This window comes from Microbulbifer hainanensis, assembly GCF_014904735.1.
Taxonomy (GTDB): domain Bacteria; phylum Pseudomonadota; class Gammaproteobacteria; order Pseudomonadales; family Cellvibrionaceae; genus Microbulbifer; species Microbulbifer hainanensis.
This window is the reverse complement of the sequence record NZ_JACZCR010000020.1, coordinates 145,747-166,777: the sequence shown is the minus strand read 5'-3', so window position 1 is coordinate 166,777 and position 21,031 is coordinate 145,747. Positions and strand designations below refer to the sequence as shown.

Annotated in this window: 19 protein-coding genes; 10 read left to right on the top strand and 9 right to left on the bottom strand. The window is 61.9% G+C overall.

All coding sequences use genetic code 11. The annotated features are described in order from the left end of the window. Positions 1–215: 215 nt before the first annotated feature. From IG168_RS07010 to IG168_RS06995, 4 genes are all read right to left on the bottom strand, one after another. Positions 216–3,800, bottom strand: a complete 3,585-nt coding sequence (locus IG168_RS07010) for an ABC transporter permease/M1 family aminopeptidase (RefSeq protein WP_193163273.1) — start codon at positions 3,798–3,800, stop codon at positions 216–218. An 18-nt stretch (positions 3,801–3,818) separates the two neighbouring features. Beyond that, entirely contained in the window at positions 3,819–4,712 is an 894-nt protein-coding gene (locus IG168_RS07005; protein ID WP_193163271.1) for an ABC transporter ATP-binding protein, read from the bottom strand. A gap of 123 nt (positions 4,713–4,835) precedes the next feature. After that, positions 4,836–6,194, bottom strand: a complete 1,359-nt coding sequence (locus IG168_RS07000; RefSeq protein WP_193163269.1) for a TRAP transporter large permease — start codon at positions 6,192–6,194, stop codon at positions 4,836–4,838. Further along, entirely contained in the window at positions 6,191–6,766 is a 576-nt protein-coding gene (locus IG168_RS06995) for a TRAP transporter small permease subunit (RefSeq protein ID WP_193163267.1), read from the bottom strand. The genes IG168_RS07000 and IG168_RS06995 overlap by 4 nt, the downstream gene beginning before the upstream one ends. Positions 6,767–7,008: 242 nt before the next feature. Between IG168_RS06995 and IG168_RS06990 the strand changes: the two genes are divergently transcribed. From IG168_RS06990 to IG168_RS06965, 6 genes are all read left to right on the top strand, one after another. Continuing rightward, on the top strand, positions 7,009–8,067 hold the full coding sequence (locus IG168_RS06990) for a PstS family phosphate ABC transporter substrate-binding protein (protein WP_226876606.1): 1,059 nt from the start codon (positions 7,009–7,011) through the stop codon (positions 8,065–8,067). Between the two features lie 150 nt (positions 8,068–8,217). After that, positions 8,218–9,597, top strand: a complete 1,380-nt coding sequence (pstC, locus tag IG168_RS06985; protein WP_193163265.1) for a phosphate ABC transporter permease subunit PstC — start codon at positions 8,218–8,220, stop codon at positions 9,595–9,597. Beyond that, positions 9,590–10,888: a phosphate ABC transporter permease PstA gene (pstA, locus tag IG168_RS06980; protein ID WP_193163263.1), complete on the top strand. Its 1,299-nt coding sequence runs from the start codon at positions 9,590–9,592 to the stop codon at positions 10,886–10,888. The genes pstC and pstA overlap by 8 nt, the downstream gene beginning before the upstream one ends. A gap of 184 nt (positions 10,889–11,072) precedes the next feature. Further along, positions 11,073–11,813, top strand: a complete 741-nt coding sequence (pstB, locus tag IG168_RS06975) for a phosphate ABC transporter ATP-binding protein PstB (RefSeq protein WP_264300102.1) — start codon at positions 11,073–11,075, stop codon at positions 11,811–11,813. A gap of 40 nt (positions 11,814–11,853) precedes the next feature. Beyond that, complete coding sequence (phoU, locus tag IG168_RS06970) at positions 11,854–12,555, top strand: phosphate signaling complex protein PhoU (protein ID WP_193163261.1); 702 nt, start codon at positions 11,854–11,856, stop codon at positions 12,553–12,555. A gap of 102 nt (positions 12,556–12,657) precedes the next feature. After that, complete coding sequence (locus IG168_RS06965) at positions 12,658–12,981, top strand: antibiotic biosynthesis monooxygenase family protein (RefSeq protein ID WP_193163259.1); 324 nt, start codon at positions 12,658–12,660, stop codon at positions 12,979–12,981. Between the two features lie 5 nt (positions 12,982–12,986). On the opposite strand, the gene IG168_RS06960 is transcribed toward IG168_RS06965, so the two are convergent. Both IG168_RS06960 and IG168_RS06955 read right to left on the bottom strand, forming a co-directional pair. Next, positions 12,987–14,141, bottom strand: coding sequence for a phospholipase effector Tle1 domain-containing protein (locus IG168_RS06960; RefSeq protein ID WP_193163257.1), 1,155 nt, complete (start codon positions 14,139–14,141; stop codon positions 12,987–12,989). A 212-nt stretch (positions 14,142–14,353) separates the two neighbouring features. Further along, positions 14,354–15,643, bottom strand: a complete 1,290-nt coding sequence (locus IG168_RS06955) for a M48 family metalloprotease (RefSeq protein WP_193163255.1) — start codon at positions 15,641–15,643, stop codon at positions 14,354–14,356. A 78-nt stretch (positions 15,644–15,721) separates the two neighbouring features. Here IG168_RS06955 and IG168_RS06950 point away from each other — a divergent pair, with 78 nt between their 5' ends. The 4 genes from IG168_RS06950 to IG168_RS06935 are packed head-to-tail and all read left to right on the top strand — an operon-like array spanning position 15,722 to position 18,004. Continuing rightward, a complete protein-coding gene (locus IG168_RS06950) occupies positions 15,722–16,201 on the top strand; it encodes a DUF4265 domain-containing protein (protein WP_193163253.1) in 480 nt (159 codons plus the stop codon). A gap of 51 nt (positions 16,202–16,252) precedes the next feature. Continuing rightward, on the top strand, positions 16,253–17,029 hold the full coding sequence (gene yaaA / locus IG168_RS06945; RefSeq protein ID WP_193163251.1) for a peroxide stress protein YaaA: 777 nt from the start codon (positions 16,253–16,255) through the stop codon (positions 17,027–17,029). Next, the gene (locus IG168_RS06940; RefSeq protein ID WP_193163249.1) at positions 17,026–17,652 is read left to right on the top strand and encodes a DUF938 domain-containing protein; all 627 of its coding nucleotides are present in this window, start codon (positions 17,026–17,028) and stop codon (positions 17,650–17,652) included. Before yaaA ends, IG168_RS06940 begins: the two co-directional genes overlap by 4 nt. After that, positions 17,645–18,004: a hypothetical protein gene (locus IG168_RS06935; RefSeq protein WP_193163247.1), complete on the top strand. Its 360-nt coding sequence runs from the start codon at positions 17,645–17,647 to the stop codon at positions 18,002–18,004. The genes IG168_RS06940 and IG168_RS06935 overlap by 8 nt, the downstream gene beginning before the upstream one ends. Positions 18,005–18,019: 15 nt before the next feature. On the opposite strand, the gene phoR is transcribed toward IG168_RS06935, so the two are convergent. The 3 genes from phoR to ubiA form a co-directional block, all read right to left on the bottom strand. Then, positions 18,020–19,318: a phosphate regulon sensor histidine kinase PhoR gene (gene phoR, locus IG168_RS06930; protein WP_193163245.1), complete on the bottom strand. Its 1,299-nt coding sequence runs from the start codon at positions 19,316–19,318 to the stop codon at positions 18,020–18,022. A gap of 34 nt (positions 19,319–19,352) precedes the next feature. Further along, on the bottom strand, positions 19,353–20,057 hold the full coding sequence (gene phoB / locus IG168_RS06925; protein ID WP_193163243.1) for a phosphate regulon transcriptional regulator PhoB: 705 nt from the start codon (positions 20,055–20,057) through the stop codon (positions 19,353–19,355). A 91-nt stretch (positions 20,058–20,148) separates the two neighbouring features. After that, positions 20,149–21,030 (bottom strand): 4-hydroxybenzoate octaprenyltransferase, encoded by an 882-nt coding sequence (ubiA, locus tag IG168_RS06920; protein ID WP_319024671.1) that lies wholly within the window; start codon positions 21,028–21,030, stop codon positions 20,149–20,151. Position 21,031 lies beyond the last annotated feature (1 nt).

The following is a 21,031-nucleotide window of genomic DNA, read 5'->3' as shown; positions in this document are numbered from 1 at the left end:
ACCAGTAATTAGCCAGTCTGAGCCGCTGCTCTTTACACTTGGCCGGCCCCCGGAGGCGCACCGCGCCCGTGGGGTGGCGTATGCCTGCTAACCCGGCCATGGAGGGCCGGGTCGCAAGTCGAGAGCGTAAGTGCTTGATTTGTTGTGGGGGTTTCCGGACATGCGCCGCAAACCCGGACTGAATAAAGTCGCGGATGACTTTATTCAGTAACCTCCTAGAGTGTCTCCACCGCCAGCAGGTTGTCGTCGGGGTTCTTGTCGATCATCTTGATATAGGGATCCACACCCACCACCGCCGGTTTCTTCTCTACCTCGAATTCCAGCAGGGTCTTGTCCTGGGTGATTTCGTGCTTGGCGAAATAGAGGACATTCTCCGGATCCGGGTTTTTGTCGGGATCTTCGCTGAAAATGGCAATATCAAAACGGTTATCGAGGGGAATTTCGTGTTCCTGCCCCTCGCCGTCCGCTTCGAACTTGTGCGCGTCCACTTCCAGCGCCACCCGATAGTGGCCGTTGTCCAGCTGCTCCGCTGTGGCCTTGCCGACCTTGAGGTCAAACAGCACAACCCGCTCCAGCATATCGGTGATCAGCTCCTGTTGTGCGGCGCTGGCGCGGGCGCGCAGCTGGGCGACCAGGTCGAGGCTTGTCGGGTATGGATCACTGGAGAAGCCCTTTTCCTTCAATAGTTCCGCCAGCGCCGCGTTGACGACATCCTCACCGAGGGCGTCCTTCAACGCGTACATGGCCACCGAGCCCTTGCGGTAGTGGATGTAGGCCTGGTCCTCGTTGCGCGCCAGTGGCAATTCCTGCAGCACTTCGCTACCGCGGGCGCTCAGGTAGCGGTCCAGTTCGTACTTGAGGAATTTGCGGATCTTCTCCGGGCCGTATTCCCGCTCCATCACCATCAGGGCGGAGTATTGGGCCAGGGTTTCCGACAGCACCGTCGCGCCCTGTACGTTGGCGCCGACTAACTGATGCGCCCACCACTGGTGTGCGACCTCGTGCGCGGTGACGTAGAAGACGTAATCGATCTTGTCCGGGTCGCGCAGGTCGGCGATAAAGCCGATCGCCTCGGAATAAGGCACCGTATTGGGGAACGACTGGGCGAAGGTCTCATAGCCGGGGAACTCGACGATTCGCAGCTGCCGGTACTGATACGGGCTGAACGCCTCGCTGAAGTAATCCAGGGACTTCTTCACGCTGTCGATCATGCGCTCCACGTTATAGGCGTGGGGTTTGTGGTGGTAGACCTCGATCGAGACGTCCTTCCAGTGGTCCCTGGCCACCGTATAGTCCGCCGACAGATAGGAAAAGAAGTTGTGGATGGGCGCATCCATCTTGTAGTGGAAGTAGTGGCGGCCGCCCTCTTCCCAGTCTTTCTGCAGGTAGCCCGGTGCCAGCGCGATCTGCCCGGCCTTGGTGCTGACCGTGGTTTCGAAATTCACCCAGTCGGAGTCACTGCGCAGATAGGACTCGTGGTAGTGACTGCTGTCCTCGAGCTTGGGCATCCGCTGCGGCGGCGGCAGGTCGTACTTCTTGCGCAGGTGGCGGTCGGTCAGCTCCATGCCGCTGTTGTAGCCGATGAACGGGAATGACTCCATGTTGTTGAAGAAGGTCCCGTTGCCCACCAGCGTGGTGGACGAGCCGGAGTTTACGAAGCCGTGGTTGATGCGGCTCAGGTCGAAGTCCAGAGTGAGGCTCTGGCCCGGCGCCAGCGGCTGCTCCAGGTCGAAAAAGCGATAGCCGAAGCGCGCGTCGGTTTCGCGCAGCGCACCACCGCTCAGCGCCAGCCGGTTGACGGTGAGGCCGCGGTCCAGGCCGACCAGAACTTCACTGATGGATTTCCCGGACTTGTTGACCAGGCGATAGCTGCCGCGCACATCGTAGCGGCGCTCATCCGGGAATATGTCCACGTCTGCCTTCACATCGGTAATGCGCGGCAGCGGCATGTCGGCGTAGGTTTTGTACTTTTTCTCGTAATCCGCGGCCAGCTGTTCCCGATCCTTGCTGGTTTCATACTCGTTGAGAATATTGGTGTTGTAGAAGATAAAGCTGCCGCTGGCGATAAACAGCAGCAGTGCCGCGGCGCTGAGGGCGCGGCTGGGCCAGCCGAGCTGGAAGCGCAGGGCGCGCAGGCGCCGCGCCAGGGGTTCCAGCGTGCCCCGCTGCCACAGGCCATAGCTGAGTACCGCCAACACCAGGCTGAAGCAGGCCCAGTAAAAGGCGAACCAGGCCCGCCCGGCCTCGAAGTGGCCGTAGCCATTCATGTCCGAATAGGGGGCCGCGGTGCGGCCGGCGAACTGGTAGAGGTTGTGCTCAAAGCCGAGGCCGTCCATCACCATCGTGCTGATGAGGTAGCCCACCATGACCAGCATGCCGAGGAACTTGTTGCGGGTGATCACCTGCACGAAGATCGACAGCACTGCCATCAGGTAGAACGGCATCGCGAACTGGTACCACAGGCCGTAGAAGTAGAGCCCCGGCTCCAGGTCCAGATAGCCCTTGGCGAGCTGCACCGAGATGGTGGTGAGCATGCTGGCGACCAATACGCCGGCGAGCACCACCAGCATGGCGACAAATTTGCTCGCCACGAAAACCCAGCTGGGTGTGGGCACCGCATCCATGATCTCGTGGCAGCCGGCCTGGCGCTCGCGCCACACCAGTTCGGCGGAATAGTAGATCAGGATGATCATCATGATCAGGCCGAAGGCCCCCTGGATCATGTTGACCATGGAGCGCGTGACCGGGTATACCGAAGTGCCGAAGAAGGATTCCAGGTTGACTGCGCCACCGAGCACATTGAACACGCCCAGCGCCAGAATCACCCAGAACGCCAGGCTCTTGACCACGGCTTTGACCTCAAAGCCGCAGCGCGCGCGGAACTGCTGCCAGGTCGCGACGGCGCCGAAGCTGGGCGCAACCCGCGGCAGGGCACCGCGCCTGGCGGGCTCCGGTGGTTCTTCCCCGGCCGGCGCTACCTTGCGGCGCGACCACCAGGGTTTGCGGTCGGCGAAGGAAAAGCGGCGGAAGCCGAACCACAGCAGCAGCAGGCTGACACCGAGCCACAGCAGCCGGTTCAGCAGGTAATCTCCCTCGAGCGGCACCATCAAAGTGTTGCGATCGAAGGCGGTCCAGTAGCGGGTGACCGTTTCGAAGGCCGCCAGGCCGAAGGGATCCGCCAGAGCGGCGATGTCGCGGTAAGCCGGTTCGCTCATAAAGCTCTGGCTGGTGAAATACAGCACCAGGAAGCCGACCAGACCCAGGTAGGTGGCCATGATGCTGCGGGTGATGGCCGCGAGGCTGAAAAACAGCGCCGCACAGAACAGCATCGTCGGCAGCACCATCGCAAACAGGGTCTGCAGGTAGACGGAGAGATCGGTCGGTCCGAGCCGCTCCGGATCCAGCCACGGCATCCAGGATCCTAGCAGCATCCCCAGGGCACTGGTCGAGAAGGCCAGGAAGGCAACGGCAAATGAGCCGCTGAAGCGCCCGAGCAGGTAGTCCCACTTGCTCATCGGCGTGCTGAAGACGATGCCGTCCATTTTCATATCGCGATCGCGCAACACCGGGTTGGCGGCAAAGGCGGTGGTAATGAAAATGCTGAATACGCTCATCACCAGCAGCGTCTGCATGATCGCGTACGGAGAGTTGATCAGGGTGCCGCCGTTGGCGCCGCCGATCTGGATATTGTCGACGGTGGTGGCGCCGAAGGTGAGCAGGAAAAATACCAGGCTGGTGACATAGAACACCGGCTGGCGCAGCTGGTAGCGCAGCTCGAATTTCGCGATGGATAACAACATGACTGTCCCCTCCCCGCCTCAGGCGGCCGTTTCCAGAGCCTGGCGCTCGGCGCCGAACAGGGTGGAGAAGTAGACATCTTCGAGGTCCGGCTGCAGCGGTTCGAAGCCCTCACCGGGCTGCGCGTCTGCTAGCACGTGGACCACGTGGCGGCCGGCCAGCAGGCGGGTGGAGATGACGTCGAACTGCGCGCGGCACTGCTCTAGTTCGGCCTTGTCCACGGCGCGCCGCCATACCTTCCCGCGCAGGCCTTGCACCAGGGTTTCCGGTTCGCCGCCGGCGACGATGCGGCCACCGGCGAGAATTGCCATGTTCGGGCACAGGTCGGCCACGTCCTCGACGATATGGGTGGACAGTATCACCACCACGTTTTCGCCGATTTCGCTCAGCAGGTTGTGGAAGCGGTTGCGCTCCTGGGGGTCGAGGCCGGCGGTGGGCTCGTCGACGATAATGAGCTGCGGATCGCCGATCAGTGCCTGGGCGATGCCGAAGCGCTGGCGCATGCCGCCGGAATAGCCGCTGAGATTTTTCTTGCGGTCGTTGTAGAGGTTGGTCTGGTGCAGCAGTTCCGCCACCAGCGCGCGGCGCTCCTTCTTGTTGCCGATGCCCTTCAGCACCGCCATATGCTCGAGCATGTCCTCGGCACTGATGCGCGGATAGACGCCGAAATCCTGTGGCAGGTAGCCGAGCGTGGCGCGGATCTGCTGCGGGTTGGCGGCCACGTCGATCCCGTTGAAGCGGATGGTGCCGCTGTCAGCCAGCTGCAGCGTGGCGATGGTGCGCATCAGTGAGGACTTGCCGGCGCCGTTCGGGCCCAGCAGGCCAAACATGCCCTTGGGGACTGTCAGACTGATGTTGTTGAGCGCGCGAACGCCGTTGTCGTAGGTCTTGGAGAGGTTGGAGATTTCCAGCATGGCGGTGTAATTCCCTTACTTTTTGTCATTAGACGTCCATGTTAACGGCATCGGATGCAAAGTCGGCACGATTGCGACCAGCTGTGCTGTGCGCCCGACCGGGACCGGGCGCAGTCAGCTAAGTCAGGACTGCATCAGGCCAGGGAGCCACGTAGCCAGGGCCGGCCACATTGCCAGCACACACATGACCAGCAGCTGGATCGCAATAAAGGGCATCACCCCGCGGTAGATGGCCCCGGTCGCCACCTCAACCGGCGCCACGCCGCGCAGGTAAAAGAGTGCAAAGCCGAATGGCGGCGTCAGGAATGAGGTCTGCAGGTTCAGCGCGATCATGATGCCCAGCCACACCGGATCCACGCCCATCGCCAGCAGCACCGGGCCGACGATTGGCACCACCACGAAGGTGATCTCGATAAAGTCGAGAATGAAACCGAGCAGGAAAATTACCACCATCACCAGCAGGGTGGCGCCGACCACCCCGCCGGGCAGGCTCTGGAACAGGCCGGTGACCATGTCTTCGCCGTGGTAGCCGCGGAACACCAGGGAAAACAGCGAGGCGCCAATCAGGATGGCGAACACCATCGCGGTGACCTGCAGGGTGCTCTGCCCCACTTCGCCGGCGCGCGCCCAGCTCAGCGCACCGCGGCTGTAGGCGAGGATGCCGGCACCCAGGGCACCGACGGCGGCGGCCTCGGTGGGGGTGGCGGCGCCGCTGATAATCGAGCCGAGCACCAGCAGCATCAGCGCGATGGGCGGCACCAGGCTCTTGATGGTCTGGAAGTAGTCGACCGATTCCGCTTCGCCGTCATCGGCCGGCTCGTGCCGGGCGACGAACAGCAGATAGAGGATGTAGGCCAGCACCAGCAGCAGCCCCGGTACGATGGCGCCGACAAACAGGTCGCCGACGCTGACCGGCTGCGGATTAAAAATGCCGGCGTTCAGCTGGGCCTGCTGGTAGGCGTTCGACAGGGTGTCGCCGAGCAGAACCAGGGCGATGGACGGAGGAATGATCTGTCCCAAAGTACCGGTTGCGCAGATGGTTCCTGTGGCTAACTTCGGTGAATAGCCGCGATTGAGCATTGTTGGCAGGGACATCAGCCCCATGGTCACCACGGTGGCGCCGACGATGCCGGTGCTGGCCGCGAGCAGTGCACCGACCACCACCACGGATACCGCCATACCCGCGCGCACCCCGGAAAACACCTTGGCCAGGTTCACCAGTAGTTCTTCGGCGATCCGCGCCCGCTCGAGCATGACGCCCATCAGTACGAACAGCGGCACCGCCATCAGGGTACCGTTCTGCATTATGCCGTAGAGGCGGTCGGGGAATGCCCGCAGCAATTCGGGGTCGAAGATCCCGGTGACGATTCCCAGTCCCGCCGCCAGCAGCGCCGTGCCGCCGAGGGTAAACGCCACCGGGTAGCCGAACATCAGCGCCGCGCACACTGCGGCGAACATCAACAGGGGGATCAGCTCGATCATGCGCTCACCTCCTCGATCGCGGTCGGGGCTGTATCGCGTCTGGTGCGCGCCGGCGTCGCCGGTTCGTCTACCTGCATCAGCCTTCCAAGGGCGCGGGCGAACTGCGCCACGCCCTGCAGGGCCAGGGTCGCGGCGGCCAGCGGTATCAGGCTCTTGAGCAGGAAAACCCCTGGGAGTCCGCCGGCGCTGGCGCTGCCCTCGTGCACCGCCCAGCTGGCGGCGGCGAACTGCCAGCTGCCGACCAGGATGAACGTGCACAGCGGCAGCAGGAACACCAAGGTACCGGCGGCATTGACCCAGGCCTGCGCCCGTTCGCCCATCTTGCGGTAGAAGACGTCCACGCGCACATGGGCGTCGCACTGCAGCGCATAGGCCAGGCCGAGCATGAATGCGGCACCGTGCAGGTAGACCACCGCGTCCTGCAGCGCCACCGAGCCGCCATTGAATCCGTAGCGCAGGAGGACAACGGCGCTCTGCAACAACACCATGATCAGGGTGAACCAGCCGAGCAGCCGCCCGGAGCCGGCGGCCAGCGCATCCAGGCGGTGCGCCCAGCGAATCAGAGGGGACATGGGGGATTCTCTCACGACATCTTATTGTTCTATGGCGGCCCGGATATGCTCCCGGAGGGGCGTTTTGCCCGCCCGGGCCGGTGCGGCCGGATCTTCTGGTGAAAGCCTACCGCCTCCGCGCAATGGGCGCCACAGGTCGATTTCGGCGATCTGTAACCTTTTTGTCATCTTTTATTCATAGAATCGTCACCCGTTGTTCCTAGCATCGCCGCGTGAAACAAAACCACACACCGGAGTTATCCATGAACAAGCGTCCTGTGAACAAGAAGATTGTGGCCTCGGCCCTGGCGGCCCTGACTATCGCCGCATCCCAGGCAGCCCTGGCAGCCCGCGATCATATCAGCATCGTCGGCTCCTCTACCGTATACCCGTTTACCACCACCGTTGCCGAGCGCTTCAGCCGCGGTACCCAGTTCAACACCCCGGTGGTTGAGTCCACTGGCACCGGCGGCGGCATGAAGCTGTTCTGTCAGGGTGTGGGCGAGAACACCCCCGATATTACCGGCGCATCCCGCCGCATCAAGCAGTCCGAGCTGGACAACTGCCACAAGAACGGCATCGACGTCGTTGAAGTACAGGTTGGCTTCGACGGCATCGCCGTGGCCAACTCCAAGGATGCCGAGCAGCTGTCCCTGAGCCGCAAGGACCTGTTCCTGGCACTGGCCAAGCAGGTACCGAACCCGGACGGTTCCGAAACCCTGGTCGCCAACCCCTACAAGACCTGGAAGGACGTGAACCCGGCCCTGCCGGCACACAAGATCGAAGTACTGGGCCCGCCCCCGACTTCCGGTACCCGCGACGCCTTCGCCGAACTGGTCATGGAGCACGGTTGTGAAACCATCCCGATGATCGCGAAGATGGAAAAAGACAAGAAGAAAGTTGTCTGCCAGACCCTGCGTGAAGACGGCGCCTATGTCGAAGCCGGCGAGAACGACAACCTGATCGTCAACAAGCTGGTGGCCGATCACAACGCGCTGGGTATTTTCGGTTTCAGCTACCTGGACCAGAACACCGACAAGATCCAGGGCTCCAAGATCGACGGCGAGAGCCCGACGTTCGAGTCCATTGCTGACCACAGCTACCCGGTTTCCCGCCCGCTGTTCATCTACGTGAAGAAGTCCCACGTTGGTGTGGTTCCGGGCATGAAGCAGTTCCTGGCAGAGTTCACCAGCGAGCGCGCCTGGGGTGAAGAGGGCTACCTGGCCGATAAGGGCATGATCCCGATGCCGACCGCCAAGCGCCAGCAAGTACTCGCTAACGTACGCAAACTGAACGCTCTGAGCAATCTCGCGCAGAAGTAAGCTTCAGGAAGAAGTCGCGGTAAATGGAATTACCAGCCAGGCCCCCGGGCCTGGCTTCGTTATATCTGCAGGTCGCCAAATGCGGGCGGCCATGCAAATGTTGTGAAAAGTCCGGATAATGCCCGGCACATTATTGACCTGAGCGAATCGATGCAAACATCCACACTCTTCGCCCTGCTGCTCCTGCTGGTTCTGGTGGCCTACGGCACCGGTTTCAGCCGCGCGGTCGCAGCGGCACGCGGGCGCGGTGGCCTGCGCAACCTGGCTGCGCTACCCAGTTATTACGGCCTGCACACGGCACTCTGGTGTGGATTGCCGGCCCTGCTGCTGCTTGGTGGCTGGCTCCTTTTCGACGATGCCATCATTCGCGCGCTGGTCATGAACAGCCTTCCCGACAAGCCGGACACTGTCGCCGGCCAGAACCTGCTCTACGCACAGATCCAGAATCTCGCCGCGGGCCACCTGCTCGGCGACGCCTCGCCGCAGGTACAGGCGGCCGCGGAACATTTCAGCACTCTCCAGCAGCGCGGCAGCGTCTTGCAGGCGGCGCTGACCCTGATCCTCGCCATCGGCCTCGGCGCCATTGCCGTATTGCGCTTTTCGCCGCAGCTGCGCGCGCGGGAGAAGGTTGAGAGCGTCCTGAAAGCCGTACTGATCACCTGCGCCTGTGCCGCTATTTTTACTACTGTCGGCATCCTGCTGTCGGTACTGTTTGAATCCCTGCGCTTTTTCCACGAAGTGCCGATTACCGAATTCCTGTTTGGCCTGCAGTGGAGCCCGCAGATGGCCATGCGCGCCGACCAGGTCGGTTCCAGCGGAGCCTTCGGTGCCGTACCGCTGTTCACCGGCACCCTGATGGTGTCGGCGATCGCGATGTTTGTGGCGGTGCCGGTGGGCCTGATGTCCGCGATCTATCTGGCCGAATACGCCAGTGCACGGGTGCGCAACCTGGCCAAACCGGTGATCGAAATCCTCGCCGGTGTGCCCACGGTGGTTTACGGCTTCTTTGCCGCGCTGACCGTCGCGCCGTTTATTCGCGAAACCGCCGCCGCCGTCGGCCTGCACGCGTCCAGCGAGAGTGCGCTGGCTGCGGGCCTGGTGATGGGCATCATGATTATTCCCTTCGTGTCGTCCCTGTCCGACGATGTGATCAACGCGGTGCCGCAGTCACTGCGCGACGGCGCTCTCGGGCTCGGTTCCACCAAATCGGAAACCGTGCGCAAGGTCGTCATTCCGGCCGCCCTGCCGGGCATTGTCGGCGGTGTGCTGCTGGCCGTGTCGCGCGCCATCGGCGAGACGATGATCGTGGTCATGGCCGCCGGTATGGCCGCCAACCTCACCGCGAACCCGCTGGAATCGGTGACCACCGTCACCGTACAGATCGTCACCCTGCTGGTCGGCGACCAGGAATTCGACAGCCCCAAAACCCTGGCGGCCTTCGCCCTGGGCCTGATGCTGTTTTTGTCCACGCTGGTGCTGAACTTCATCGCCCTGCACGTAGTGAAAAAATACCGGGAACAGTATGACTGATTCGAATCAAAGCAACGGCCACAGCAGTGTGCGCGAGCGCATCGAACAGGGCCTCGCGCGCCGCCACCGCAAGGAAAAAATCTTCCGCGGGCTCGGTATTGCCAGCATTGCCTTCGGCATTCTGGTCGTCGCGCTGCTGTTTACCGATATTATTTCCAAGGGCGCCGGTGCCTTCCGGCAGACCGCGATCGAGCTGCAGATCACTTACGATCCGGCGGTACTGGGTATCGACAAGGTCGATCACGAGAGCCTGACCTGGGCCAACTTTACCGGCGTGATCCGCGAGTCCCTGCGGGCGCGCTTCCCCGAGGTCAGCGGCCGCAGCGACAAGCGCGAACTCTATTCGATGGTCTCCAGTGGTGCGCCTTTCACGCTGCGCGACCGCCTCGAAGCCAACCCGGAACTGCTCGGCAAGACGGAGCAGGTCTGGTTGGCAGCGGACGACGACGTGGACACCTTTGTCAAAAGCCTCGACGACAGCAAGGAGGGTTTTCGCGGCCGCACTTCAGAAATGATGGCCGGCTGGATCCAGCAGCTGTTGAAGAGCGGCGAGCTGAAGCGGCGTTTCAACACCGCCTTCTTCACCAATGGAGATTCCCGCGAGCCGGAACAGGCGGGTATCCGTGCCGCCCTGGTCGGTTCCCTGCTGACTCTGCTGGTGACACTGGTGCTGTCCTTCCCGATTGGTGTGGCCGCGGCCATTTATCTCGAGGAGTACGCTCCGAAGAATCGCTGGACCGACCTGATCGAGGTGAACATCAACAACCTCGCCGCGGTGCCGTCGATCGTATTCGGCCTGCTTGGCCTGGCGATCTTCATCAACTTTTTCGAGCTCCCGCGCTCGGCGCCGCTGGTGGGCGGCCTGGTGCTGACGCTGATGACCCTGCCGACGATCATCATTTCCAGCCGCGCCGCACTGAAAGCGGTACCGCCGTCGATCCGCGAAGCGGCGATGGGCATGGGCGCCTCGCGCATGCAGGTGGTTTTCCACCACGTGCTGCCGCTGGCGATGCCCGGCATGCTGACCGGCGCCATCATCGGTATGGCGCAGGCGCTGGGCGAAACCGCGCCGCTGCTGATGATCGGTATGGTGGCGTTTATCGTCGACGTACCCGGCGGCGTGACCGATCCGGCCACGGTACTGCCGGTACAGATTTTCCTGTGGGCCGACAGCCCCGAGCGCGCGTTTGTCGAGCGCACCTCCGCCGCGATCATGGTGCTGTTGAGCTTCCTGATCGTGATGAATGCCAGCGCAGTGTGGCTGCGCAAGAAACTCGAGCGCCGCTGGTAGCGGATGCGCTGCCAGCGAATGCTAAGATAACGAACCGGGATAGATTATGAACACCATGACCCTGGACACCGCCGGCCACGCCGCGCCCGCGCAACCCCAAACCGTGGAACGAGAAACTGTGGATACCCAGACCGTGGTCAAAGAGACCGTTGGCCAGCCGCTGTGTGACAACGCCAAGCTGAGCATGCGCAACGTCAACGTTTTTTACGGCGAGGCCCAGGCCATTCACGACGTGAGCCTGGATATTGGCCGCAACGAAGTAGTGGCGATGATCGGGCCGTCAGGCTGTGGTAAGTCCACTTTCCTGCGCTGTCTCAACCGCATGAACGACACCATCGAGGGCTGTCGTGTCGATGGTGACCTGACACTAGATGGCGAGGCCATTTACGGACCCAAAGTGGATGTGGTTCCGCTGCGCGCCCGCGTCGGCATGGTGTTCCAGAAACCCAACCCCTTCCCGAAAACTATTTACGAAAACGTGGCCTACGGCCCCAAGATCCACGGCATCGCCAGCCGCCGCGCGGAACTGGATGAGATCGTCGAGGACAGTCTGCGCCGCGCCGGCCTGTGGAACGAGGTGAAAGACCGCCTCGACAAGCCCGGCACCGGACTGTCCGGCGGTCAGCAGCAGCGCCTGTGTATCGCGCGCGCCATTGCCGTGAGCCCCGAAGTGATCCTGATGGACGAGCCCTGCTCCGCCCTGGACCCGATTGCGACCGCGCGAATCGAAGAGCTGATCGACGAGCTGCGCGAGAAGTACACCATCGCTATCGTCACCCACTCGATGCAGCAGGCCGCGCGCGTCAGCCAGCGCACCGCCTACTTCCACCTGGGCCATCTGGTCGAGGTCAACGATACCGAGACCGTGTTTACCAACCCGCAACACGCGTTGACAGAAGCCTACATCACCGGCCGTTTCGGCTGATCGGCTGAACTACTTATTGCGCTAACAGAAGCGACTGATTATGGATATGCATTTCGATCAACATATTTCCCGCCAATTCAACGAAGACCTGGAGAGCATCAAGACCGAGATGCTGGAAATGGGCGGCATGGTGACACGCCAGGTGGCCGATGCGGTAGAGTCCCTGGCCAACGCCGACAGCGAACTGGCGGAAAAGGTACTCAACGTCGAGAAAGAAATCGACCGCCGCGAAATGGAAATCGACGAACACGCCACACTGATCATCGCCAAGCGCCAGCCGGCAGCGTCTGACCTGCGCATGGTGATGTCGGTCATCCGTATCGCCCGCGACCTGGAACGGGTCGGCGACGAAGCGAGCAAGATCGCCAAGATGGCCATCGCCCTGACCGATGAAGGCACCGCGCCGCGTGGCTATACGGAGATTCGCCATATCGCCAACGCCGTGCGCAAGATGCTCAACGACTCGCTGGATGCCTATACCCGTTTCGATGTGAAGTCCGCCCTGGCGACCCTGGCGGAAGATGAACAGGTGGATATGGATTACCGCACCGCGGTGCGAGAGCTGATCACCTATATGATGGAAGATCCGCGCAGTATCTCCCGCGTCATGAACGTCCTCTGGTCCCTGCGCTCGCTGGAGCGTATCGGCGATCACGCCAAGAATATCTGTGAACAGGTGGTTTACCTGGTCGAGGGTGCGGATATCCGCCACGGCAACGAAGACAACCTCAGAACGTTCTGAGCCAAGTCGACGAAACCCTGAAGGCCGCTATACGCGGCCTTTTTTTATCTGCGCTCTTTTTTTGAGCTAGGCTCCAGGGCAAGGAAAACTCGGGAGGGATTAGTGAAATATATTTTCGAAGTCCGTATCAAGCCGGGCCACACCGCCGAGGAATACGCCGATATCTGGGTGCGCGCCTCCGAGCTGATCCAGCAGGCCCCGGGCGCCCGCGGCACCGAGCTGCACCGCAAAATCGGCGACCCGGATACGCTGATCGCGATTGCCAGCTGGCACAGCAAGGCGGAGCGGGATGTGATGGAAGCGCAACATCGCCCGGATATCGCCGCGATTATTCGCAGCGCTGCTCCCTTTGTCGAAATCCACCCGCTGGGCGAATTTGAAGACCCGGAGTGGGTGGTGATGCCGCCGCCCGACAATGGGCGCTGAGCGATTTATTCAACGATCTCACATTCCAGTGTCAATCTGTCCAGATTCGACGGCCGATATTCTACCGGTGTCAGCCGTACAAAACTGCCGGTGGCCTCCACCAGGTGCAGCTGCTCTGTGTCCCGCAGGTCCACCACCGAGCGGTGAATCTTCGGCGTTAGTGTCGACCGCTCGCCGTTTTCCGCAACGTAGATATCGCGCAGGGATTTCTTGAACCCCTCGCCGTGGTAGTGCAGGTGCACCCTCTCATTGAACAGGTCGACTCGGGTGTTGCGCTGTAATGCCTCTTCATCAAAGGCAACCGGGTGTTCGGCAAAAGCCTGCTGCAGCCGGTCAACCATAAATTGCAGGGTTATCTTGCCCAACTCGTGCAGGCGGTAGCCGCCGCCGATATCGGCGTGGACGCCGGCAAACCACACCTCCTCGACCCGTTCGTCGTGGTTGCACAGCGTGGGAATAAAGGGCTCACGACTTTCGTCGATACTGACACAGTGCACCACCCGACGGACATTGTCCGACACGGAAAGGTCGCGGAATAAATTGAGTTTCTGCAGCTTGAAAAAGCCCAGATCCACCGGCACGCCGAAGGCGCCGACAGTGTCGAAAATGCCGAGGAACTCCACCGCTACCGGCTTCTCGCCGTCTGCTGCATCGCGGTAACGCAGGAAATATTCCTCGCTAACCCCATCGTTTTGCCGTTGGCAGAAGACGGCGGTGAGGCTCGAGACCACACCGTGCTTGTGGATCTTCGCGGCTAACAGGCGCGCGCAGGCGGCACCGCGGCTGAAACCGAAAATACTGATACGATCGCCACTGGCATAGTGATTGACCAGCTCCGCATAGGCGTGATCGCGGATACGCTTTTCCCCGGCACCGAAGATGCCGCCGTAATAGGTACCGAGCGTGCCGTTCACCTCGTCATTGCCGACACCGCGAAAGTAAAGGGCAACCTGGCTTTCGCTTTCCATACGCTGTGGCACTTCGGCTTCATGCAGGGTGCCGGCAACCGAACGAAACAGGCGGTAAATGTTGGTGGTAACGCCATCACCGTCCTTGCCGTCTTCATCGTTCCAGGTGCCATCGAGGAAGATCAGGATATGTTTCGGTCGGTCGGCAGCTGGCTGTGCGCGGAATTCCCTGGTGTATTCGTCCATGGCCATAGTCCCTTGTTCCTGGCCGGTCGCAGTCGCGACGGCGCTTAATTTTTTGTTATTGCTCGGATATTGCTGGCAGGAAATTGATATCACAACATCATCGCGATGACCACGTTGTGGGAATGTGGAAATCGCGCTGCAGATTCTGAATCTGCGCTCTACAAAAAAGGGGCCGTTTTACGGCCCCTTTCTAGATCTCAACTCTGTACGGTCGTGCTTCAGCCCTGGTTATTACCGAGCGCCTGCATACGCGCCTGTGCCTTGCTGCCGATATCGCCACCGGACTGAGCCGCAGTCTGGTAGTGGCTGTAGGCGTCCTTGACGTCTCCCTGTATTTCGTACACCTGCCCCAGGTAATAGTGGGCATAGGGGGTTTCCAGGTAGCGGAGCGAACGGTTCAGGTCGCGTTCGGCGTCGGTGTAATTCTTGAGCTGGGCACTGACCATGCCGCGCTTGAGCCAGTTGGAAAACAGGCCCGGATTCTTCTGCACTGCATTGTCATAGGCCTTGTATGCACTCTGGTACTGTTTCTTCTCGGATAGCAGGTCACCCTCCAGCGCATAGAAGGCGGCCTCGCGCGGCTGCTGTTTCTGTGCCTGGCGGGCCAGGCTCAGGGCGCGGTCGTATTGCTTGTTCTGTACGGCAGCGAGGGCATCGTCATAGGTCTTGTAGGCGTCGGCGTCGCGTTTCAGCTGGGCGATGGCCTTCTGGTAGGCCGCGCGGTTGGTGACACCGCCGTTCGGCAGCTGTTTGGCGTGCTGGACATTGGCGTTGACACGCGCCTGCGATGGCGGGTGGCTGGCGAACAGGGCTTCCAGGCCGGCGGCCTGCTTGCCTTTGGACAGCTTGACGAACTCCTTCTGCAGACGCACGGCGCCCTGTGGGTCGTAGCCGGCGGCGGCCATGTATTTCATGCCGTACTGGTCGGACTCCAGCTCATTTTCGCGGCCGTAGCGGGCAATATAGGCGCTGCCGCCCAGCTGGCCGCCGAGGCTCAGCAGGTCACCGTAGGCGGTGTCCTTGGTGGTGGCGCCAAGCACTGCGAGGCCGGCGCCGAGCACCTGCTGCTGGGACATGGCGGCGGCGGAATGGCGCGCGGCGGCGTGGACAATCTCATGGCCAAGCACGGCGGCCAGTTCCGCTTCGTCGTCGAGCATCACCAGCAGGCCGCGGTTAACCGCGATCTTGCCACCGGGCAGTGCCCAGGCGTTGGGCACCGAGTTATTCAGCACGACAAATTCATAGGGCAGCTGAGGCTGGTCCGAGACCTTCGCGAGCTTCTGGCCGACGCGGTTGACGTAATCCTGCAGGGACTTGTCGAGGACGTACTGGCCGCCCTGCTGCTGCTGGTTGATCGGGTACTGCTGTTCGCCCAGTGCCAGTTCCTGGCCCTGGGACATCAGCGACAGTTCCTTCTTGCCGGTGACCGGATTGACCGCACAGCCGGCCAGCATTGACACGGCCACTGCGAATGCGGCAGTACGGAATTTGAGCGCACGCGAGATCATCGCTTCCTCCCTGTATAATATTCGGTTTATAGCGAACCATTTTACACAACCATTACCCGATGTAGGGGGAGTGAGGTTATGACGGCACTGCAGGTTATCGAATTATTTGCCGGCACCAATGCGGATGGCGAGCCGGTGGTGGAGCGGCTGCAGGTGCGGGTCAACGAGGATGACAGTTGCCAACTGGTACGCTCACCGGCCTTTATCAAGGGGATCGCCAGCGGCGACACCATCAAGGTGAACAAGGACAACCAGGAGTTCGAGCTGCTCAAGCGCTCCGGCAACCTGGCAATCCGTGTTTTCTGCCGCGGTGACAGCACCGCCCTCTCGGATCAACTGACGCCGCAGCTGGAAAAACTGGGCGGTGAACTGGATATGGAAAGCCCGCGCCTGCTGGTGTACAGCATCCACGTCAGTTGCGGATTCGAGAATATCGAAAAGATACTCAACAGCGCCTGCGACGGTGCCAACAGCGTGTGGTACTACGGCAATGTCTACGATCCGCAGGACGGCCAGACACCGCTGAACTGGTGGCAGGACATCCTCAAGCCCGAATAACACCCACCCGGAACCGCGCCGCCCACAGAATTTTTACTGGACGACTGATTCATGCTGATAGTTATTTCCCCGGCCAAGACCCTCGACTACGACAGCGAGATCCCCGCCCTCGACACCACCCAGCCGGATTTCCTCAAGGAGTCCGCGGCGCTGATCAAGGAGCTGCGTGAACTGAGTCCGCAGCAGATTTCCAGCCTGATGAAGATTTCCGACAAGCTGGGCGTGCTCAACTACGACCGATTCCAGCAGTGGAAGCGGCCTTTTACCGAGCGCAACGCACGCCCGGCCCTGCTCGCTTTCAAGGGGGATGTCTATACCGGCCTCGAGGCGGAGACAATGAACAAGCGGGACTTCAGCTACGCACAGAAGCACCTGCGCATGCTCTCCGGACTGTACGGCCTGCTGCGGCCGCTCGACCTGATGCAGCCCTACCGGCTGGAGATGGGCACCAAGTTTGCCAATGCGCGCGGCAAGAACCTGTACGAGTTCTGGGGCGACCGCATCACTGCGGCCATCAACGAACAGTTGCAAGCCCTGAAGAGCAAGGAACTGGTCAACCTGGCGTCCAACGAGTACTTCAAGTCGGTGAAACCCAAGGCACTGGAAGCGGAGGTCATCACGCCGCATTTCAAAGACCTGAAGAACGGCGAGTACAAGATGATCAGCTTCTTTGCCAAAAAGGCGCGCGGCATGATGAGTCGCTGGGCGATCGACCAGCGGGTGAAAAAGGCCGAGGAACTGAAGGCGTTCGATAGCGCCGGCTACCGCTACAACGCGGCGCTTTCCAGGGGCAGCGACTGGGTATTCACGCGGGATGAGGCCCTGTGAGCCGGACCGGGTTTCCGGATGCACCGGCCTGTGCGCGCAATCGCGAGCCGATCCTGGCGCACCTGCGCCGCCTGTTCGCCAACTGCAAACAGGTGCTGGAAGTGGGCAGCGGCACTGGCCAGCACGCCGTTTACTTCGCGCCGCGGCTGTCGCACCTGACCTGGCACACGTCCGACCGCGCGGAATACCTGTCGGGTATCCGCGCCTGGCTGGCCGCGGAGCCGGCGGAAAACCTGCGCGAGCCGCTGCAGCTGGACGTCAGCGGCGAGTGGCCAGCGCTCGCGCTCGACGCTATTTTTACCGCTAATACGCTGCACATTATGTCGGCCCAATCGGTGCAGGACTTCTTCCGCGCACTGCCGCAGGTTCTCGAACCCGGCGGCTTGCTGGTGGTCTATGGCCCGGTGAAAATCGACGGCGCCTTTGTCGGCCCCACCAATGAAGATTTCGATCGGCAGCTGCGCCAGCGCGATCCGCACAGCGGCATTCGCGACCTGGAGTGGCTGGATCGGTTGGCGCAGGGCGCGGGGCTGGTGCGCGAAGAACTGAATGACCTGCCGGCCAATAACCAGCTGATGGTGTGGCGCAGGGTGAGTGAAACGGAGGGGAGTAGTAATGCCTGATTGGTTTGAAACAGCAATTGCGATCACATTCGCGATCGGCGGTGTCTTTTTCTTTGCCAAGTACCGCGAGACCGCCGCGGCACTGGAAGAAAGCGAGCGGATGAAGAAACGTCTCTCCGCGGATCTGAACCGCTACCGGGATATGCCCCGCCTGCGCAGTCTGCGCGACGCGCTGGTGGCCGCCGACGCCCTGCCGGTGGACGATGAAGGCCGCGAACACCTGCTGCTGCGTGACGGCGACTTACAACTCCACCACCTGACCCTGCGCCGCCAGTGCAACGCGGTCAGCGAGGGTGAAACGGTCACCTATACCAAAAACGGTGAGGAAGTGGTGCTGGGCGAGCTGGAATAGCGCCGGGACGGCGGTTCAGGCCGCCGTCTCTGAAACCAGTTTTTTCGGCGGGAAGTGCAGTGTGAAGGTGCTGCCGCGTCCGGGTGTGCTGTCGACGCTCAGTTCGGCGCTGTGGCGCAGCAGCACGTGTTTGACGATGGCGAGGCCCAGCCCGGTGCCGCCGCTGTCGCGTGAGCGCCCTGCGTCCACCCGGTAGAAGCGCTCGGTCAGACGCGGAATATGGAACGGATCTATGCCGATTCCCCGGTCCGCCACAGCGAAGTGACCACCGCGCCCGTCGACCCACCAGCGCAGCTTGATCGGCCCCCCGGCGGGGCTGTATTTCACCGCATTGAATACCAGGTTGGCGAAGGCGCTGTGCAATTCGGTGGCGTCGCCGACCAGTGTCGCGTCCTGTGCACACTCCACGCTGATCTCGTGGCGCCCGCTGCTCAGACTGCGGGCTTCGCATGCTATCTGCTCCATTAGCTCCCTTATCGCCACCCTGTCCCGGCCGCTGTCGCGCTCGGAAGTTTCCAGGCGCGCCAGCAACAACAGGTCGTTGACCAGTGTTGTCATGCGCTCGGTCTGTTCGCGCATCTGTGTCAGGGGCTTCTGCCACGGGGGCGGTGCCATCCCGCTGCCCTCGAGGGTTTCGAGATAGCCGGCGATGACTGTCAGCGGCGTGCGCAGTTCGTGGGAGACATTGGCGACGAAATCGCGGCGCATCTGCTCCAGGTTGTGCAGCCGGGTCACGTCGCGCACGATGACCAGCGCCTCGTCGCGGCCAAACCGCGTGACTTCCAGCTGCAGCGTGCGCGCGTCGTTACCCGGTGCGGCCATGGTCAGGGGGCCGGGGGTACTGCCGCTGCTGTACATGTAGCGCACGAATCCCGGATCCCGCACGAAATTGATCAGCGGCTGCCCGGCGTCGTCGGTGCGCAGGCCGAGCAGTTCGCCGGCGGCGGGGTTCCACCAGGCCAGGTTGCCGTCATCTTCCAGCGCCACAATCCCCTCGCGCAGTGCGCTGGTGCTGTCCTGGACCCGGCGCAGCATCGCGTGCAGCTTCTGCTTTTCGCGCCGGTGGCGGCGCTGGATGCGGTAAAAGTCGTCGGAGATATCGCCCCAGACGCCGAAACTGGTGGGCGCGGGGCCGCGGCGGCCGTTGCTCAGCCAGCGGTCGAAGCGGCTCTGCTGCCAGAAGATCCACACCAGGTAGATCGCGAGGCCGAGCGTCAGGGCCAGCAGCCAGCGATCGGTGATGAAACCGAAGATGGTGCAGCCGAGGGTAATAACAACAAAGCGCGAAAACTCGCCGATACTGCGGTCCAGCATAGTCGTGCCGTTTTATGCGGATTTGCGCGGGATATTACACCCTTTCAGCGGTTTGCACCGAAAAGCGGTAGCCGGTACCGCGCACTGTCTGGATATAGCGGTCGTGTCCGTCCACGGCCAGCGCCTTGCGCAGGCGGCGGATATGCACGTCGACGGTGCGTTCTTCCACATAGACATTGCCGCCCCAGACGTGGTCCAGCAGCTGCGTGCGGGTATAGGCGCGCTCCTGATGGGAGAGGAAAAAAGTCAGCAGGCGGAATTCCGTCGGGCCCATATCAACAGCCTGGCCGTTGATGGTGACACGGTGGCTCAGCGGATCCAGAACCAGTCCGCCGGCGGTCAAGGGTTCCTCTGGTGTGGAGGGGCCGGCGCGGCGCAGTACCGCTTTCAGCCGCGCGACCAGTTCCCGCGGGGAAAAGGGTTTGGTGATGTAGTCGTCGGCGCCCGTCTCGAGGCCTTTGATCTTGTGGTCTTCCTCGCCCTTGGCGGTGAGCATGATGATCGGCAGCGCGGAGGTGAGCTCGTCGCGCTTCAGGCGACGGGCCAGCTCCACACCGGAGACGTCCGGCAGCATCCAGTCGAGCAGGATCAGGTCGGGTTTTTCATCAATGACCAGCGCGTGCGCGGCCTGGGCGTTCTCCGCCTCGATACAGCGGTAGTCCGCCATTTCCAATGCCACCCGCAGCATGTCCCTGACTGCGGCTTCATCGTCGACGATTAGGATCGTTTTACTGTGCATCTGCCTGCCATAGCTTCCTTTTCATTACGCCCATTTAACGGCATTACCATGACAAATATATGACGAATGTAAAGGCGTCCCCAGTCGACTCTCAGAGCAGCAAATAGTGGAAGAATATTCCGGCAAATACCGCTGCGCCGACCCAATTGTTATTCAAAAATGCACGAAAACAGGCATTGCGCTCCCGGTCCCGCACCAGCCATTGCTGGTAGCCGAACAACGCAGCGGCGACGGTGAGGCCGCAATAGTATGTTAGACCGAGTTCGAAACGCTGGCCGATGAGTAACAGCGCGAACAACGTCAGCAGCTGCAGCATCCCGGTCATGGGTCGGTCCAGCTCGCCAAACAGCACTGCAGTGGATTTGACCCCGATCTTCAGGTCGTCGTCGCGGTCGACCATCGCGTAAAAGGTGTCGTAGCAGACGGTCCACAGCAGATTGGCCGTGAACAGGACCCAGGCCTGCGGCGGGATCTCGCCGTTTACCGCGGCAAAGGCCATCGGGATACCCATGCTGAAGGCGATCCCCAGCACCAGTTGCGGCAGGTTGGTGAAGCGCTTGGCGAACGGGTAGCAGAAAGCCACCGCAACGGCGGGCAGCGACATCAGGATGGTCAACCGGTTGGTGGTCAGCACCAGCAGCAGCGATACCAGGCACAGGCTGACAAACAGCAGTACGGCACCGCGGGGGGTGACGCGGCCAGTGGCCAGCGGCCGCTGTGCGGTGCGCTCGACGTGACCGTCGATACGGCGATCGGCAAAGTCGTTGATGGCGCAGCCAGCCGCGCGCATCAGCACCACGCCGAGGGTGAACACGGTGAACAGGTGCAGGCCCGGCCAGCCCTCCGCCGCCAGCCACAGCGCGCACCAGGTGGGCCACAGCAGCAGTAGCGAGCCGATCGGCCGGTCGAGTCGCGCCAGCTGCCAGTACGGCAGCGCTGTGGGCCAGCGCTGGGTCAGTTGTTGGGTAATCACT

What these genes read in the sequence shown, in the direction of transcription:
- IG168_RS07010 (WP_193163273.1), bottom strand. Translation starts at nt 3,800, where the DNA reads ATGTTGTTATCCATCGCGAAATTCGAGCTGCGCTACCAGCTGCGCCAG.
- phoR (WP_193163245.1), bottom strand. Translation starts at nt 19,318, where the DNA reads ATGCTGGACCGCAGTATCGGCGAGTTTTCGCGCTTTGTTGTTATTACC.
- IG168_RS06990 (WP_226876606.1), top strand. Translation starts at nt 7,009, where the DNA reads ATGAACAAGCGTCCTGTGAACAAGAAGATTGTGGCCTCGGCCCTGGCG.
- IG168_RS06995 (WP_193163267.1), bottom strand. Translation starts at nt 6,766, where the DNA reads ATGTCCCCTCTGATTCGCTGGGCGCACCGCCTGGATGCGCTGGCCGCC.
- IG168_RS07005 (WP_193163271.1), bottom strand. Translation starts at nt 4,712, where the DNA reads ATGCTGGAAATCTCCAACCTCTCCAAGACCTACGACAACGGCGTTCGC.
- yaaA (WP_193163251.1), top strand. Translation starts at nt 16,253, where the DNA reads ATGCTGATAGTTATTTCCCCGGCCAAGACCCTCGACTACGACAGCGAG.
- phoU (WP_193163261.1), top strand. Translation starts at nt 11,854, where the DNA reads ATGGATATGCATTTCGATCAACATATTTCCCGCCAATTCAACGAAGAC.
- pstC (WP_193163265.1), top strand. Translation starts at nt 8,218, where the DNA reads ATGCAAACATCCACACTCTTCGCCCTGCTGCTCCTGCTGGTTCTGGTG.
- IG168_RS06960 (WP_193163257.1), bottom strand. Translation starts at nt 14,141, where the DNA reads ATGGCCATGGACGAATACACCAGGGAATTCCGCGCACAGCCAGCTGCC.
- phoB (WP_193163243.1), bottom strand. Translation starts at nt 20,057, where the DNA reads ATGCACAGTAAAACGATCCTAATCGTCGACGATGAAGCCGCAGTCAGG.
- pstB (WP_264300102.1), top strand. Translation starts at nt 11,073, where the DNA reads ATGCGCAACGTCAACGTTTTTTACGGCGAGGCCCAGGCCATTCACGAC.
- IG168_RS06935 (WP_193163247.1), top strand. Translation starts at nt 17,645, where the DNA reads ATGCCTGATTGGTTTGAAACAGCAATTGCGATCACATTCGCGATCGGC.
- IG168_RS06950 (WP_193163253.1), top strand. Translation starts at nt 15,722, where the DNA reads ATGACGGCACTGCAGGTTATCGAATTATTTGCCGGCACCAATGCGGAT.
- pstA (WP_193163263.1), top strand. Translation starts at nt 9,590, where the DNA reads ATGACTGATTCGAATCAAAGCAACGGCCACAGCAGTGTGCGCGAGCGC.
- IG168_RS07000 (WP_193163269.1), bottom strand. Translation starts at nt 6,194, where the DNA reads ATGATCGAGCTGATCCCCCTGTTGATGTTCGCCGCAGTGTGCGCGGCG.
- IG168_RS06955 (WP_193163255.1), bottom strand. Translation starts at nt 15,643, where the DNA reads ATGATCTCGCGTGCGCTCAAATTCCGTACTGCCGCATTCGCAGTGGCC.